Here is a 14,725-nt window from a genome sequence, read left to right on the forward strand (position 1 = left end):
GAAGTTCCGGACCCGGCCGTCGATACGGCACTACGGCGGGGTCGGTGAGTTTGCGACACGCAACGCTTTTAGGTTCGCCTAAAATATCTCGGAGTGGTGATTGTACTTTCGAGCGTAGTCGGCCGAACGCCTCTCGCCCGTTTTAGGCTAGCCTAAATTACATGAATTAGGCCGTATAGAAATACTTTTCAATTTTTAGGTCGGCCTAAAAACTGTGACGCGACCAAATCCACTCCGACTCGAACAGGCGACCGACCGAACTGCGTTCGCCGAGGCGGTGAACTGAGATGGCGTACGCGGGCGCTTCGAACGCTCGGTTGCTCGACAAGCAGGCCGACAGAGAGTCCAACGCGCGGAGCTACCCCCGTCACCTCCCGATGGCGATTCGGGAAGCCCGAGGCGTCGAAGTCACCGACGCCGACGGCGACACCTACTACGACTGTCTCGCCGGGGCCGGAACGCTCCACCTCGGACACAACCATCCGGTCGTCGTCGAGGCAATCGAGGACGCGATGGCGGCCGACCGGCCGATGCACACCCTCGACATCACGACGCCCGTCAAGGAAGCGTTCGTTGACACGCTGTTCGACAGTCTCCCCGACGAGTTCGCCGACTCCGCGAAGATTCAGTTCTGTAGTCCGGCGGGTACCGACGCGGTGGAGGCCGCCCTGAAACTCACCAAGACCGCGACCGGTAACCGCTCGGTCCTCTCGTTCCGCGGCGGCTACCACGGCATGACTCACGGTTCGCTCGGTCTGATGGGCGACACCGACCCCAAAGCCGAGGTGCCGGGGACGATGGGGAACGTCCACCACCTTCCGTACCCCTACTCCTATCGGTGCCCCTTCGGAATCGGCGAGGGCGGCCACGAAGTCGGAAGCGAGTACGTCGAGCGACTGCTCGCCGACCCCGAACGCGGATTCACCGACCCGGCGGCGATGGTCCTCGAACCCGTGCAGGGCGAAGGCGGGTCCATCGCTCCGCCCGCCGACTGGCTTCGGGAGATGCGCCGAATCACCCGCGAACACGACGTACCCCTCGTGGTGGACGAGATTCAGTCGGGACTCGGCCGGACCGGGGACCTCTACGACTTCGAGCGCGCCGGTATCACCCCCGACGTGGTGACGCTCTCGAAGGCGGTCGGCGGCGGCCTTCCCCTCGCCGTCGTCCTCTACGACGAGGAGTTAGACGAGTGGGAGTCGGGCGCGCACACCGGCACCTTCCGAGGCAACCAGTTGGCGATGGCCGCGGGGAAGGCCACCATCGAGTACATCGTCGAGGAGGACCTGCCGAGTCACGCCGAGAGGATGGGTGCGCGCCTCCAGAACCACCTCGACGCGGCGGCCGACGACTTCGCCGAAGTCGGCGACGTTCGGGGTCGGGGGCTGATGCTCGGTGCCGAGATGGTCGATACCGCGGCCGAACCCGACAGTCTCGGCGCGCACCCGCCCGACCCCGACCTCGCCGAGGCGGTCCAGTCGGCGTGTTTCGACCGCGGGCTAATCGTGGAACGCGGGGGCCGCGAGGGTTCGACCGTCCGGTTCCTGCCGCCGCTAATCGTCTCGAAGGACCAAATCGAGGACATCGGCCGAATCTTCCGCGAGTCGGTCGAAGCGGCCGTCGCGGAGACCGACGCCCGGTCCGCGGAGGTCGGCGCGTCGCCATGACGAGCGCCGACGACCTCTTTCTCGGCACCGAGGCCGGGAACGACGCCTACCGCGAAGCCGTCTCGCAGGCGAGCGAGGCAGTGGTCGAAGCGTTCGCCGAGAACGCGACCCCCTACTCGGGCGCGGCCTCCGAGCGTCTGGACGACCGATTCGCCGAGCGCGACTGCCTCCCCGACGAGGGCCAACCCCTCGCCGAAACCGTCGCGGAGGTCGGCGACGATGTGCTGGCCGACTCGGTGGGCGTCCCGGACCCGAGTTGCATCGCGCACCTCCACTGTCCGCCGCTGGTGCCTGCGCTCGCGGCCGAAACCGCCATCGCCGCGACCAACCAGTCGCTCGACTCGTGGGACCAGAGTCCCGCGGCGACCCACGTCGAGCGCCGGATGGTAGACCGGCTCTGCGAGTTGTTCGGCTACGGTCCGGGCGGTGACGGCGTGTTCACCAGCGGGGGCACCCAGTCGAACTTTCAGGCGCTCCTGTTGGCTCGCAACTGGTTCGCCCGCGAGCGATTCGGTCGCCGAGTCAAGGAGTCGGGTCTCCCGCACAAGTCGAAGTCGATGCGAATCCTCTGTTCGGAGGCGGCCCACTTCACCGCAGAGCAGTCGGCGGCCCACCTCGGTCTCGGCGAGAACGCGGTCGTGACCGTCCCTACCGACGACGACTACCGGATGGACCCCGACGCTCTCGACGCGACAATCGCGGACCTCCGGGAGCGCGAACGGGAACCGTTCGCGCTGGTCGGCACCGCGGGCACGACCGACTTCGGGAGCATCGACCCGCTCGACTCGCTCGCGGACCGCGCCGACGAACACGGTCTCTGGTTCCACGTGGACGCGGCCTACGGCGGGGCGCTCGCGCTCTCTCCCGCCCACCGCGAGAAGTTGGCCGGAATCGAGCGCGCCGACTCGCTGGCGGTGGACTTCCACAAACTGTTCTACCAGCCAATCAGTTGCGGGGCCTTCCTCGTGCGAGACGGCGACCGCTTCGACCTGATTCGGCGGTCGGCGACCTACCTCAACCCCGAGGAAGCAGACCTCGGCGCGCCGAATCTGGTCTCGAAGTCGGTCCAGACCACCCGCCGGTTCGACGCGCTCAAACCGTACGTCACGTTCCGGACGCTCGGCCGCGAGGGGTTGGCCGAACTGGTCGAATCCACGCTCGAACTCGCCGACGAGGTGGCCGACCTGTTGGCCGACGCGCCCGACTTCGAGTTGGTCAACGACCCGACGCTCAACGCGGTCGTGTTCCGGTACCGGCCCGAGGGCGTCGGCGACGACCGGGTGGGTCGGCTCAACGCCGCGCTCCGGGCGGCCCTGCTCCGGAACGGCGACGGCGTGGTCGGCCGCACCGAGGTCGATGGCACGACCAGCCTGAAGTTCACCCTGCTGAACCCCAAGACGACCGTCGAGGACGTTGCCGACGTGCTGGACGCCGTGCGGAACCGTGCGCGAACCATCGCAGTCGCAGACCGGACACTCCGACGATGAATCCGACAGACATCGCAGAATCCGCGACGTTGCACAGCTTCCTCAACTGCTACCTCCGTGAGACCGGCGACTACGAAGTCGTGGACGCCGAGTCGGTCCCCGCGCCGACGAACGGTCGCGAGCGGGCGGTCCGGGTCCCCCTGCCCGAACAGGCGACGACCCTCTACGTCCCGGTCCGGTATCGGTCGCCGACCGACCGCCACCTGTTCGAGTTGCCGGGGTACTACCGGCAGGGCGAGGGCGACGGTGAGACGCTGGAACTCGACTACGTGACGCTGGCGTCACTGGTGACGAAGGAACTCTCGCTGACCCGCGAGGACGCCGGAAACCGCGACGAACTCCTCCTGCGGGTCCTCAAGAGTTGCGAGAACGTCGCCCGGTTCGTGGAGGCCCGACGAGACGACGCCGACCGACTCTACGGCTTCGAGACGACGTTCCGCGAGGCCGAGCAGTCGCTGGTGTTCGGCCACCTGCTCCACCCGACGCCGAAGAGTCGCCAAGGCATCCCGCCCCACGAGTCGCCGACCTACGCGCCCGAGTTGGAAGGGTCGTTCGCGCTCCACTACTTCCGGGCCGACCCCGAACTCGTCTGGCAGGACTCGGCGCTTCCGGCGTCTCGCCGAGACGCCGGAAGCGCCGAATCTGTCGGTGCGGACTCGGCCGGTGCGGACTCGGCCAGCCAGTGGGTGAAGGCCGCGCTCCGCGAGGACCCCGAGGTTTCGGACTCGTTCGTCGCCGAACACGTCGAGAGCGACGACGTGCTGATTCCGGTCCACCCGTGGCAGGCCGACTACCTGCTCGAACAGGACCACGTGCGCGAGCAGTTGGGCGACGGACTCGAATCGCTCGGGCAGGTCGGCCGGGAGTTCCACCCGACGAGTTCGGTCCGGACCCTCTACGCGCCCGACGCGCCCTTCATGGTCAAGGGGTCGCTCAACGTCGAGATTACCAACTCCGAGCGCGTCAACAAGCGCCCGGAACTCGACCGCGGGGTCGCAATCGCGGAACTGCTCGACACCGAACTCGGCGACGACCTGCGCGAGCGATTCCCCGACTTCGACGTGGTTCGGGACCCGGCGTCGCTCACCCTCGACATCGGCGAGGGGGCCGAATCCGGCTTCGAGGTCGTCCTGCGCGAGAACGCCTTCCGGGGCGCGGACGCCGAGAACGCTGGACCGGTGGTCGCGCTCTGTCAGGACCGGATTTCGGGCGACGGGTCGCGGTTGGGCGAAGTCGTCCGGACCCTCGCCGACCGAGAGGGTCGTTCGACCGAGGCCGTGAGTCGGGACTGGTTCCGCCGATACCTCGAAATTTCCCTGCGACCGATTCTGTGGCTCTACCTCGAACGCGGACTGGGCGTCGAGGCCCACCAGCAGAACGGCGTCCTCGCGCTGGAAGATGGCTACCCCGACGCCTTCTACTACCGGGACAATCAGGGCTACTACTTCCCAGAGTCGCAGTACGAGGAGTTAGACGACCTGCTACCGGGCGTCGGCGAGCGCGCGGACACGATTTGCCCGGACGAGGTGGCCGACGAGCGCATCCGGTACTACGTCGTGTTGAACAACCTGTTCGGCCTAATCAACGCCTTCGGGACCGCGGGACTGGCCGACGAGCGCGACCTGCTCGGGATTCTGCGCGAGGAGTTGGAGCATTGCCGGAAGTTCGACCGCGAGTCGTCGTCGCTGTTGGACGGCCTGCTGGACGAGGAGACCCTTCCGTGCAAGGCCAACCTGCTCACGCGGTTCCACGACATGGACGAACTCGTCGGGTCCTTAGAGAACCAGTCGGTGTACGCCGACGTGGAGAATCCACTCGTCACGGAAGTCCCGCGGGAGGTGACTCGGCGATGACCGGTCCCGGAGGCATCGTCGCCGCACCCTACGACTTCCAGACCCACGACGAGGAAATCGACAGGACCGTCTCGTTCCGGCGGGCCGAGATGGACGACTTGGGGATGCTCCACGCGTGGCTCAACGAGGACCACGTTCTCCCCTACTGGCAGTTGGACGACCCCCTGCCGGAGTTCCGCGACGCGCTGGCCGAGAAGTTGGCCGACGACCACATGACCCCCTACGTCGGTCACTTGGACCACGTGCCGATGAGCTACTGGGAGTGCTACTGGGCGGCCGACGACCCCATCGCCGACTACTACGACGCCGACCCGACCGACCAAGGCATCCACCTCCTCATCGGCCCGCCGGAGTATCTGGGGCAGGGGTACGCCGAACCGCTCCTGCGGGCGGTGACGGAGATGCAGTTCCGCCACGGCGAGACCGACCGAATCGTGACCGAACCCGACGTGCGCAACGAAATCGTCCACCACGTCTTCGAGCAGTGCGGCTTCGAACCCCAGCGCGAAATCGAGACGGACGAGAAGACGGCCCTGCTGATGGTCTGCGAGCGCGAGCGGTTCGAGCGGGAGGTGATGGAATGAGCGACCGCGACCCGACCGCCGCGGACGGCGGGACCGAGAACGTCCGTGACGTTCTCGGGGTCGGACTCGGCCCGTTCAACCTCGGACTCGCGGCCCTTCTCGACGGCGCGAACGCCGACGAGAACGCCGACGTAGACGCCGTGTTCCTCGAACAGGACGCCGAGTTCGCGTGGCACGAGGGGATGCTCGTCGAGGGCGCGACCCTCGAAGTGCCGTTCCTCGCGGACCTCGTGACGATGGCCGACCCGACCAACCCCCACAGCTATCTGAGCTATCTCCGGGCGCGTGACCGCATCTACGAGTTCTACTTCTACGAGACGTTCCAGATTCCCCGCCGGGAGTACGACGACTACCTCCGGTGGGTCGCCGAGCGTTTGGACTCGTGCCGGTTCAGTCGCCGGGTCGAGAGCGTGACGTGGGACGACGAAGCGGACTGCTTCGTCGTCACCGCTCGGAACCTCGAAACCGGCGAGGAACTCGTCTACCGCGCTCGGAACCTCGCGCTCGGCATCGGGAGTCGGCCCTCCGTCCCCGAGAGCCTGCGGGGCCACCCCGAGACCGACGTGTTCCACACCGCCGAGTACCGATTCCGGCGCGACCGGTGTCTCGACGCCGACTCGATTACGGTGGTCGGGTCGGGCCAGAGCGCGGCCGAGGTGTTTCAGGACCTGCTCGACCGGCAACCCGACGGCGACTACCGACTCGACTGGCTCACGCGCTCGGAGGGGTTCTTCCCCATGGAGTACTCGAAACTGGGTCTCCAGCACTTCACGCCCGAGTACGACCGGTACGTCTACGACCTGCCCCAGTCGGTCAAAGACGACCTGATTCCGAATCAGGACATCCTCTACAAGGGCATCGACCCCGAGACCAGCGCGGAAATCTACGACCTGCTCTACCGGCGGTCCATCGGCGACCGGGACCCCGACGTGGGGATGTTCGCCATGACCGACGTGCGGGACATCGAACCGGTCGGAGACGCCTACGCGCTCGACTGCCACCAGTGGCAGGCCGACGAGTCGTTCGTCCACGAGAGCGAGGTGGTCGTCCTCGGAACCGGCTACGAGCGTCCGATTCCGGACTTCCTCGACCCGCTGGAGGAGACCATCCACTGGGACGAGAAGGGCCGGTTCGAGGTGACGCGGGACCACCGCCTCTCGCTCGACGTGACGGGCGACGTGTTCCTCCAGAACGCCGAACTCCACACCCACGGCGTCGGCGTCCCGGACCTCGGACTCGGCTGTTACCGCAACACGAAGTTCGTGAACAGACTCGTCGGCCGGGAGGTCTTCCCCGAGGACGACGACACCGTGTATCAGGACTTCGCGGTCGAACGGTTCGCCGAGCGCACGCCCGACACCTCTCGCCGACGCGAGAGCGAATCGACTCCCCTCACCCGAGACTAACCATGAATCCGAACGACGCAACCCTGAACGACGCACTGGACGCCGAGATTTGGGAGACGGTCGAAGGCCGACTCCTGACGAAGATGCTCGAAGAGTTCGCCTACGAGGAGATAATCGCCCCGCGAAAGGTCGAGACCGGCGAGGACCGCTCGACCTACCGATTCGACCTCGGAGACGCCGCGTATCGGTTCGAGGCCACCGAGCGACTGATGGACAGCCTCCACGTCCACGGCGAGACGGTAGAGCGCCGCGCCGACGGCGAGTGGGAACCGCTCGGCGACCCCCTCCGCCTGCTCCGGGACCTCGGCGAGAACAGGGACCTCGACGGTCTGACCGAGGGTAATTTGGTCCGCGAGTACAAGCGGACCCTGCTGGCCGACGCCCACATCGAGGCCAGAAATCGCGGTCGGGACGAGAGCTTCGACCCCCTCGATTTGGACTACGCCCACCTCGAAGGCGAGATGGACGGCCACCCGTGGATTACCTACAACAAGGGCCGACTCGGGTGGGGGTACGACGACTACCGGGAGTTCGCCCCCGAGCGCAAGAACCCCGTCGAACTCTCGTGGGTCGCGGTCCGCGCGGAGAAGGCAACCTTCGTCGCCACGGAGGAAGTCGAACACGACTCGCTGGTCGAGAGCGAACTCGGCGACCGCTACGGCGAGTTCCGCGACCGACTCGCCTCGCAGGGGTTGGACCCCGACGCCTACTACTTCCTGCCGGTCCACGACTGGCAGTGGAACAACAGCATCGTTCCGCTGTTCGCCGACGACATCGCGGCCGACGACATCGTTCCGCTCGGCGATGGACCCGACGAGTACCTGCCACAGCAGTCGGTCCGGACGTTCGTCAACGTGGACCACGACGAGAAACACCACGTCAAGGTTCCGATGAAGATTCTGAACACGCTGGTCTGGCGGGGACTTCCCGGCGAACGCACCGAACTCGCGCCGACCGTCACCGAGTACATCAAGGGCATCTACGAGCGAGACGAGTTCTTGCAGGACGAAGGGCTGGTCCTGCCGGGCGAAATCGCGGGTCTCAACTACGACCACTCGGACTTCACCGACATCGACGGGTCGCCCTACCAGTACCACGAACTGCTCGGCGTCGTCTGGCGCGAGTCCATCTACACCTTCCTCGAAGACGACGAGCGCGCGATTACGCTCTCGTCGCTCATGCACGTAGACGGCGACGGCGTTCCCTACGTCTCCCGACTGGTCGAACAGTCGGGTCTCACGCTGGACGAGTGGTTGTCAGAGTTCTTCGACACCGTGCTTCCGCCGCTCCTGCACTTCCTCTACCGGTACGGGACGGTGTTCTCACCCCACGGCCAGAACACGATGCTCGTCGTGGAGGACGGCGTTCCGACGCGACTCGCCGTCAAGGACTTCGTGGACGACGTGAACGTGAGCGACCGACCCCTGCCGGAACTGGAGGCACTTCCCGACGAGATGCACGAGGTTCTCCGGAAAGAGCCACCGGAAGGTCTCTGTCAGTTCATCTTCTGTGGACTGTTCGTCTGCGTGCTTCGGTACGTCGCGGACGTGCTGGAAGTCCACGAGGACTACCCCGAGGAGGAGTTCTGGACCCACGCCCGCGAGACGATTCTCGACTATCAGGCCCGGTTCCCCGAACTCGAAGACCGGTTCGAGCTGTTCGACCTGCTCCAACCCGAGTTCACGAAGCTGAGTCTCAACCGGAACCGCATCTTCGACTACGGCTACGACGACGCACCGGGCCGACCCCACGCCTCCGAACACGGCACCGTGACCAACGCACTCCACGAAGTCGCCGAGGAACGACCGGAGTCCGCGCGGCCGATGGCTGACGACGACTGACGAGACAGTCGTCGGCTTCCTCTCGCCCGCTCTCGGTGGGCGCGTCCGAGCGCTTGGGGACAACTATACAATTGTTAAAGAAATATAATTGTTTCTTTGGGCGGTGCCGTCTGGGTAGCGCGGTAAGGAGTGACTGAGTTCGGCCGTACATCGGTCCCCGAGTCCCGACTAATCTGCGACCCAGCGATTTTAGACTGAATCAAAAACTCGATTAAACACGGCTAATGAGCGCTCTTAAGTGAAATCGGCACAAAAGAAAGTTTCGATGGCCGAAACTCGTGAGGCGTTCCTCAAAGTTTCGTGGGTGAACGTTCTGTTAAACGCCCTCAAGATTGTCGTCGAGGGGTCGATTGGTCTACTCACCGGGAGCCTCGCACTCACTGCCGACGCAGCGCACTCCGTTGCTGACCTCCTCGCAAGTGGTGTCGTCTTACTCTTGGGACGGTCCGTCCACGAAGACGCCGACAGCTCACATCCGCACGGCCACGACCGATTCGAACCGCTCTCCGCGCTCTTCGTCGGCGGGGTTCTCGTCCTCCTCGGACTCAAACTGCTCTACGATTCCGGCCGCTCGTTGCTCACCGGCGTCACTGCCGACTACAGCCTCTGGCTCGTCGTCGGTCTCCTGTTCGCACTCGGCGACATGTACGTCTGTTACTGGTACACCCGATACGTGAATCGGGAACTCGAACTGCCGAGTCTCCGTGCGCTCGCTACGGACAGCCTCAACGACCTCTACACGACCGGGGCGGCCCTTCTGGGCGTACTCGCTATGGCGGTCGGCTATCCAATCTTCGACCCGATTGCGGGCGGGGTTGTGAGCCTGCTCGTCATCTACCAAGGAATCGAAATTTCGCGGGAGAACGTCCAATATCTCACGGATAGCGCGCCCCCCGAGTCGGACCGAGAGGCAATCAAAGACCGGATACGTGAACATCCCGCAGTCCACGGCATTCACGATTTCGTGGCCTACTATTCGGGCCACGTCATCGAAGTGGAGTTCCACGCCGAAGTGGGCCGAGACCTAACCGTGGTCGAGGCCCACGACATCGAATCAGAACTCCACGAGCGCGTCCGCGACATCGAACCGGTCGCAGACGTTCACGTCCATCTCGACCCGGTAGGTCTCGGTGAGTGGAGAGACGCCGATAACTCCACCCCGACTCCCGCCAGAAGCTAAAAACAGCGAAGTTCGGTGACGGGTCGGCGCTCAGTCCGCGGACGTGGGCGGGTCGATAGTACGGTTCTTTCCGACGGTGTTCGTCCCGCTGAGCATCATCGCAGTCGTGAACTCGTTCTCTTCGTCCCCACCGACGCCCTTCGGGTCGAACGAGGCGAACGGGACGGTTACGCGCATCGTGAGCGCGAGTCGTCGCCGGTCCTCGGAGGTGTTCTCGAACGACCGGTGGAGCGTCCGCTCGTCGAAGATGAACGCTTCGCCCGCGTCGATTTCCATCCGGCGGGTGTCGTCGGTGCTGAACTCGTCGGGGTCGGCCATGTGTTGGAACGACTTGTTCGGCGGCGACTCTACTTCCGGGATAACTTCGTCGTGGGACCCCGGAATCAACTCCATCGCGCCGTTCTCGACGGTCACGTCGGTCAGCGCAATCCACGCCGTGAGCGTCACCGGCGGGTCCACGAGGACGTGGTGGTAGTGCTGGTGCCACGGCACTTCGGTCGTCCCGGGCACCTTCTCCCAGAACTTCGTACTCCAGAGCATCAGGTCGTCGCCGTAGAGTTGGCGCATCCGCTCTACGATTTCCCGCCGACTACAGAGGTCGTAGACGACGGGCGAATCGACGTGGCGGTAGAACTGCGACGAGATTTCCCCCGGCGTGGCCTCGGGGTTTTCGTCGGTGAGGACTTCGGCGTCGATTCGCTCTCTGATTTCGCGCATCTCGTTGCCCGAACAGACGCGGAACGGGTCGGTAAAGCCGCGTTCGTGGAAGGCAGATACGTCGACCGACCCGACCGCTGATTCTTCAGCCATACTATCGTAGATTATCCGAAGCAACAAAAATAAATCGGTGATTATAGGGAAATTATTCTTCCAGCGCGCGGTCGGTCGGAGTTCGTCTCCTCTCGTCCGCTCGGGCACCGGACCGCCGCGGAACCGGTCCAGACGGCTATTAGTCCCTTCTTCTTTTTATTAAATCAATCCACCCCAACTACTAAGTATATCCGTTGTTTCTCTGTACTTGGAGGTGAAACTAATGACTAACAACACAGACGACGCGATGGAAGCCGTTACCGAGGAAGTCGACGACGACGACCTCTTCGTTGCGGAACCGTACGTGGTGAGCTAATTCCGGCTCTGCCGTCTCGAATCGGCCTTCGATTATCGGCGGTTTCTCCCCGAAACCGAGTCTGACGACGGTTTCTGCCGAGTCTCGACGGAATAGCGGGAGACCAACGCGGTGTTTTGCAGTCGTCGTGACCCCCGAATACGCCCCAAACATTAAGTAGCTAAAATATTTCTATACTTTTGGAGGTGAAACTAATGACTAACAACACAGACGACGCGATGGAAGCCGTTACCGAGGAAGTCAGCGACGACGACCTCTTCGTTGCGGAACCGTACGTGCAAAGCTGATTCCGGGTCTATCGACTCGAATCGGTCTTCGATTACCCGCGATTTTCGCCGATAGCCGAACTCGACAGTGACGGTGCCCCTCAGTCCACGATGGCGTACCCGAACAGCGGTTCCCGAAGCGGGTCGAGTCCGAGTCGCTCCGAGAGCGTCCGACGCCGCTCGACTCGTCCGAAATCGAACTGGCGGTTCAGTCCAGCGCACGCGCACGCGAGCGTCTGGAGGACGTGACCGACATCGTGTTGGAGAACGCGAAACACCAGCGGGTCGCGGTACTTCGCCATGTTTCTCTCGACGACCGACGTGAAGAACGCGACCAGCGACGGCGGTTCCGGCGTGGACCCGAAGAGGGCGTCGAGTACCGCGTCGGGGTCCGTCTCGGCGATGCGCTCCAGCGCGTGCGTCTCGACGGAGTAGTGATAGACGCCGCGCTCGATTCCGTCTACGTCTCTCACCACGAGGTAGCCTTCCGTCGGGTGCAGACCGCCGCCGGACGGGTTCGGCTTCTGGAGGTGATACAGCGGCGAGTCGTAGTTACCGACGCCGGTCTGTCCGAGCGCCAGATACAACAGAAACGATAGCTCCTCGGGAGACAGCGGTGCGTCGTCCGGTTCGCCGGTCGCACCGACGCTCCCGTGGAGGACCTCGGACAGCGACGGGGATTGTTCGACCGAGAACGGGTGGGGGAGTGTCACCGTCTCGGCGTCCGGGTAGCGCACGTACCGCGACGGGAGGCCCTCCGTCTCGGACATCTCGCGCTGTTTCTCGCCCGCGCGGTCCACGTCGTCGATGAACGGGTAGTCGTGCATGAGCAGGTAGTACCGGAACGCGGCCGTCCAGTCGTGGTCGCACCATCGACCCGCCGCCCGTTCGGGGGCCGACGACTCGTCGTCGGCCCACAGCAGGCCCGCGTCTTCCAGACCGGCGACGAGCGACTCGGCGCGTTCGGGGGCGTAGTCGAACAGTCGGGCCGTCCGTTCGACCAGCGACGGTCTGTCGATACCCTCGGCCGCGTCGGTTAGCAGTCGGTACACCCTCGGGTCCGAGATGTTCTGGTACTCGTTGGCGTAGGCGTCTACGAGCAGTAACTCGTGGGTGTCGTCGGGGCGGGGCGCGAGCGAGAGGAACGGGTTCGTTCGCAGTTCGTCGGTCATGCGTCCACCTCCCCCTGTCCGACCGCGAGGACGTAGCCCGGCGCGTGCGCGAACTCGTCCACGCCGAGGAGTTCGCTCGCCACCGACTCGCTGACCGCCGCCGTCTGGAACACCTCGAACCCGGTTCCGACCGCGGTCAGAAGCAGGCGGTGGCCCGACGCGGAAGCAGTCGTGAACAGGTTTCGGAGGCAACTCAGGTTCCCGGACTGCTGGAGGTGGGCGATTCGAAACGTCAGCACGAGGGTCATCGACGCACCGTCGATGTAGGGTTGGCCGGTCACGAGTCGCTGGACCGCGGCGTCGGCCGCCGTGCCGTCGGCGTCGTCGGCGAGCGCCGTGCCTTCGACTTCGAACAGCGCGTGGTTCGCGGGGTCGTAGCGATAGACGCCCGTGTCGAGGTCACTGCCCCGATTGACGACGAGGAACGGTGCGAGACCGGCGACGGCGAGTCGTTCGTCGGTCGTCGCCGCTTCCACGTCGCCGGACCGGACTCGGCGAATCGGCTCGAACGTGTGAAACAGGAGCGTCGAGAGCGACTGGCGGGAAATCGCCGTCCCGTCGAAGTCCCGGCAGGTCCGACGCGACAGCAGTACGTCGGCGAACGGAACGTCCGGTAGTGGCTCCGGGTCCGGAAGCGCGACTCGCGGGCCGGGCGGCGACTCGGCCGCAGTCGGCGGGTAGTCGAACGCGCTCCCGTCGGCCGGGCCGTCGTCTCTCGTCTGTAGGTGGTAGTAGAGGGCACCGTACCAGCCACGACGCACCCACTCGACGGCGGACTCCGGGGTCGCACCCGGCGCGACGAGAATCCCGTCGTCGCGGAGCGAGGCCGTCAGCGCGGTCCGCCGGTCGGCGTCGAGCGAGGAGCGTTCCCGGAGATGCTCGTCGATTTCGGCCAGCGTCCGGGGTTCGGTTGCGAACGACAGGAGCGAGAGTGTCACAGGGGTCGTGAGTTCGCGCGTCGAAACGCTCTCACCGTCGTACACGTCGATGACGGGGCGCTCCGAGTCGGTCAGGACGCCCGGAAATCGAGTCCGGAGCGTCCGGTTCGTTCGTACCACGTTCGCGGGTTGAGAAGTATGTTCGTGCATGGCGTGTGAGCTACGTCCTTCTACGTTCGACTATGACGACCGATGGATTTAAATTGTGCGTGCGGAACTTATAATAATAACAGCCGCGTCGATGACAGAGATTACTACAGTCACCGGGAAGCTGTCGGCCGACGAGATGGGTCGTACTCTCCCGCACGAACACGTCGCTTACGGCGTACCGGGTTGGCGAATAGACAAGTCGGTCGCGCCGTACGACAGAGACGAGTGCCGACGACGGGCCGTCGAGACACTGAGTCGGTTGCGCGAGGAGTTCGGTCTCGACACCCTCTTCGACGCGACGATGAACGACGCCGGACGAGACGCCCGTCTGCTCCGCGACGTTGCCGAGGAGAGCGGCGTCTCCATCGTCTGCTCGACCGGCACGTATCCCGAAAGCCGCGGTTCCACGACGTACTTCGACCAGCATCGCCGACTCCTCGGCGACGTGACCGACGAACTCGAAGAACTGTTCGTCACCGAACTCCGTGACGGAATCAGGGACACCGGAGTTCGGGCCGGAATCGTCAAGGTCGGGAGTAGCAACGGCGAGATTACCGACTACGACGACGCCCTGCTCCGGGCCGCAGCGCGCACACAGCGCCGGACCGGTGCGCCGATTCTCACCCACACCGAGTCGGGCACGATGGGCGTCGAACAGGCCGAGACGCTCCTCGACGCGGGCGCGAACCCCGACCGGACGGTAATCGGGCACATCGACCAGCACGACCCGGAGGTCCAGCGCGAACTCGTGGAGATGGGCGTCCGCATCGGGTTCGACCAAATCGGCACGAACGGCGACGAGACCGACGACGACACGCGAATCGAGCGCGTCGCCAGTCTGTGCAGGGACGGCTACGCCGACCGGATTCTACTGTCACACGACTACATCGTCAACTGGCTCGGCCGGTCGGTCGAGGTTATTTACGACGACTTAGACCAGTGGCGTCCGGACCGCCTGTTCGAGTACGTAGTTCCGGAACTCGAAACCGCCCTCTCGCCCGACGACGTGACGACGATGACCGAGACCAACCCGAAGAGGCTATTCACGGCGTGAG

11 protein-coding genes are annotated in these 14,725 nt (G+C 64.8%); 8 read left to right on the top strand and 3 right to left on the bottom strand.

The window, feature by feature from the left end:
• The first annotated feature begins 287 nt into the window (after positions 1 to 287).
• The 7 genes from P2T60_RS20065 to P2T60_RS20095 all read left to right on the top strand — a co-directional run bounded on the left by P2T60_RS20065 (position 288) and on the right by P2T60_RS20095 (position 10,018).
• Positions 288 to 1,667 (top strand): diaminobutyrate--2-oxoglutarate transaminase, encoded by a 1,380-nt coding sequence (locus tag P2T60_RS20065; protein ID WP_276282624.1) that lies wholly within the window; start codon positions 288 to 290, stop codon positions 1,665 to 1,667.
• Positions 1,664 to 3,154, top strand: a complete 1,491-nt coding sequence (locus P2T60_RS20070) for a pyridoxal phosphate-dependent decarboxylase family protein (RefSeq protein ID WP_276282625.1) — start codon at positions 1,664 to 1,666, stop codon at positions 3,152 to 3,154. Before P2T60_RS20065 ends, P2T60_RS20070 begins: the two co-directional genes overlap by 4 nt.
• Complete coding sequence (locus P2T60_RS20075; protein ID WP_276282626.1) at positions 3,151 to 5,007, top strand: IucA/IucC family protein; 1,857 nt, start codon at positions 3,151 to 3,153, stop codon at positions 5,005 to 5,007. The genes P2T60_RS20070 and P2T60_RS20075 overlap by 4 nt, the downstream gene beginning before the upstream one ends.
• Entirely contained in the window at positions 5,004 to 5,591 is a 588-nt protein-coding gene (locus P2T60_RS20080) for a GNAT family N-acetyltransferase (protein WP_276282627.1), read from the top strand. Before P2T60_RS20075 ends, P2T60_RS20080 begins: the two co-directional genes overlap by 4 nt.
• Positions 5,588 to 6,997, top strand: a complete 1,410-nt coding sequence (locus P2T60_RS20085; RefSeq protein ID WP_276282628.1) for a lysine N(6)-hydroxylase/L-ornithine N(5)-oxygenase family protein — start codon at positions 5,588 to 5,590, stop codon at positions 6,995 to 6,997. The genes P2T60_RS20080 and P2T60_RS20085 overlap by 4 nt, the downstream gene beginning before the upstream one ends.
• A gap of 2 nt (positions 6,998 to 6,999) precedes the next feature.
• Complete coding sequence (locus tag P2T60_RS20090) at positions 7,000 to 8,838, top strand: IucA/IucC family protein (protein WP_276282629.1); 1,839 nt, start codon at positions 7,000 to 7,002, stop codon at positions 8,836 to 8,838.
• Positions 8,839 to 9,103: 265 nt separating this feature from the next.
• Positions 9,104 to 10,018, top strand: coding sequence for a cation diffusion facilitator family transporter (locus P2T60_RS20095; RefSeq protein WP_276282630.1), 915 nt, complete (start codon positions 9,104 to 9,106; stop codon positions 10,016 to 10,018).
• 30 nt (positions 10,019 to 10,048) lie between these two features.
• Here P2T60_RS20095 and P2T60_RS20100 read toward each other — a convergent pair whose 3' ends face one another.
• The 3 genes from P2T60_RS20100 to P2T60_RS20110 form a co-directional block, all read right to left on the bottom strand.
• Positions 10,049 to 10,828 carry a phytanoyl-CoA dioxygenase family protein gene (locus P2T60_RS20100; RefSeq protein WP_276282631.1) on the bottom strand — a complete coding sequence of 260 codons (780 nt, stop codon included), beginning with the start codon at positions 10,826 to 10,828 and terminating at the stop codon, positions 10,049 to 10,051.
• Between the two features lie 683 nt (positions 10,829 to 11,511).
• A complete protein-coding gene (locus P2T60_RS20105; protein WP_276282632.1) occupies positions 11,512 to 12,582 on the bottom strand; it encodes a SagB/ThcOx family dehydrogenase in 1,071 nt (356 codons plus the stop codon).
• A complete protein-coding gene (locus P2T60_RS20110; protein WP_276282633.1) occupies positions 12,579 to 13,670 on the bottom strand; it encodes a nitroreductase family protein in 1,092 nt (363 codons plus the stop codon). The genes P2T60_RS20105 and P2T60_RS20110 overlap by 4 nt, the downstream gene beginning before the upstream one ends.
• A 91-nt stretch (positions 13,671 to 13,761) precedes the next feature.
• Between P2T60_RS20110 and P2T60_RS20115 the strand changes: the two genes are divergently transcribed.
• Entirely contained in the window at positions 13,762 to 14,724 is a 963-nt protein-coding gene (locus tag P2T60_RS20115; protein ID WP_276282634.1) for a phosphotriesterase family protein, read from the top strand.
• Position 14,725: the final 1 nt, after the last annotated feature.

Origin of the sequence: Halorussus caseinilyticus (assembly GCF_029338395.1) — an archaeon.
In the GTDB taxonomy this organism is placed as follows: domain Archaea; phylum Halobacteriota; class Halobacteria; order Halobacteriales; family Haladaptataceae; genus Halorussus; species Halorussus caseinilyticus.

Bases quoted from the DNA above. Each gene is read 5' to 3' on its own strand.
- P2T60_RS20065 (WP_276282624.1), top strand. From the start codon at position 288: ATGGCGTACGCGGGCGCTTCGAACGCTCGGTTGCTCGACAAGCAGGCC.
- P2T60_RS20070 (WP_276282625.1), top strand. From the start codon at position 1,664: ATGACGAGCGCCGACGACCTCTTTCTCGGCACCGAGGCCGGGAACGAC.
- P2T60_RS20075 (WP_276282626.1), top strand. From the start codon at position 3,151: ATGAATCCGACAGACATCGCAGAATCCGCGACGTTGCACAGCTTCCTC.
- P2T60_RS20080 (WP_276282627.1), top strand. From the start codon at position 5,004: ATGACCGGTCCCGGAGGCATCGTCGCCGCACCCTACGACTTCCAGACC.
- P2T60_RS20085 (WP_276282628.1), top strand. From the start codon at position 5,588: ATGAGCGACCGCGACCCGACCGCCGCGGACGGCGGGACCGAGAACGTC.
- P2T60_RS20090 (WP_276282629.1), top strand. From the start codon at position 7,000: ATGAATCCGAACGACGCAACCCTGAACGACGCACTGGACGCCGAGATT.
- P2T60_RS20095 (WP_276282630.1), top strand. From the start codon at position 9,104: ATGGCCGAAACTCGTGAGGCGTTCCTCAAAGTTTCGTGGGTGAACGTT.
- P2T60_RS20100 (WP_276282631.1), bottom strand. From the start codon at position 10,828: ATGGCTGAAGAATCAGCGGTCGGGTCGGTCGACGTATCTGCCTTCCAC.
- P2T60_RS20105 (WP_276282632.1), bottom strand. From the start codon at position 12,582: ATGACCGACGAACTGCGAACGAACCCGTTCCTCTCGCTCGCGCCCCGC.
- P2T60_RS20110 (WP_276282633.1), bottom strand. From the start codon at position 13,670: ATGCACGAACATACTTCTCAACCCGCGAACGTGGTACGAACGAACCGG.
- P2T60_RS20115 (WP_276282634.1), top strand. From the start codon at position 13,762: ATGACAGAGATTACTACAGTCACCGGGAAGCTGTCGGCCGACGAGATG.